Source organism: Pleomorphomonas sp. T1.2MG-36, from assembly GCF_950100655.1.
GTDB lineage: Bacteria > Pseudomonadota > Alphaproteobacteria > Rhizobiales > Pleomorphomonadaceae > Pleomorphomonas.
Genome location: NZ_CATNLY010000026.1, coordinates 1 through 412, shown reverse-complemented (window position 1 = coordinate 412; position 412 = coordinate 1). Strand labels below are relative to the sequence as shown.

The window sequence follows — 412 nt, the reverse complement described above, 5'->3', positions numbered from 1 at the left end:
CAAGGAAATGGGCAAACGCCACCCAACCATCGGCAATAATGTGGTGATTGGGGTTGGAGCCAAGGTTTTGGGCGCAATTACGATTGGTGAAGGCGCTCGCATCGGCGGCGGCGCAGTTGTGCTCAAACCAGTGCCTGCCTATTCAACGGCGATAGGCGTGCCTGCCCGGGTGGTCGCAACCCGCGACCCACAAACTGGCCAAACTAACCGAGTCGAAATGTTGCCCGACCCCGAGGGCGCAATGTTGCGTTCATTGCACGAATCAGTTCAACATTTGAATCAACGGGTGATCGAGCTTGAAAGCGCTATGGGCAGCCAAGCCTATCATATTGCCGCGCTCAGCGCCCAACGCACCAATGGCGACGATCCCTTCGATTGCCTCGACGATTTGCAAAGCTACGAGATGGAATAC

At 56.1% G+C, this 412-nt stretch carries 1 protein-coding gene; it reads left to right on the top strand.

The genetic code is table 11. The annotated features are described in order from the left end of the window. Positions 1–412 (top strand): serine O-acetyltransferase (locus QQZ18_RS15765; protein WP_446728665.1); only part of this gene is annotated, 412 nt, incomplete at both ends.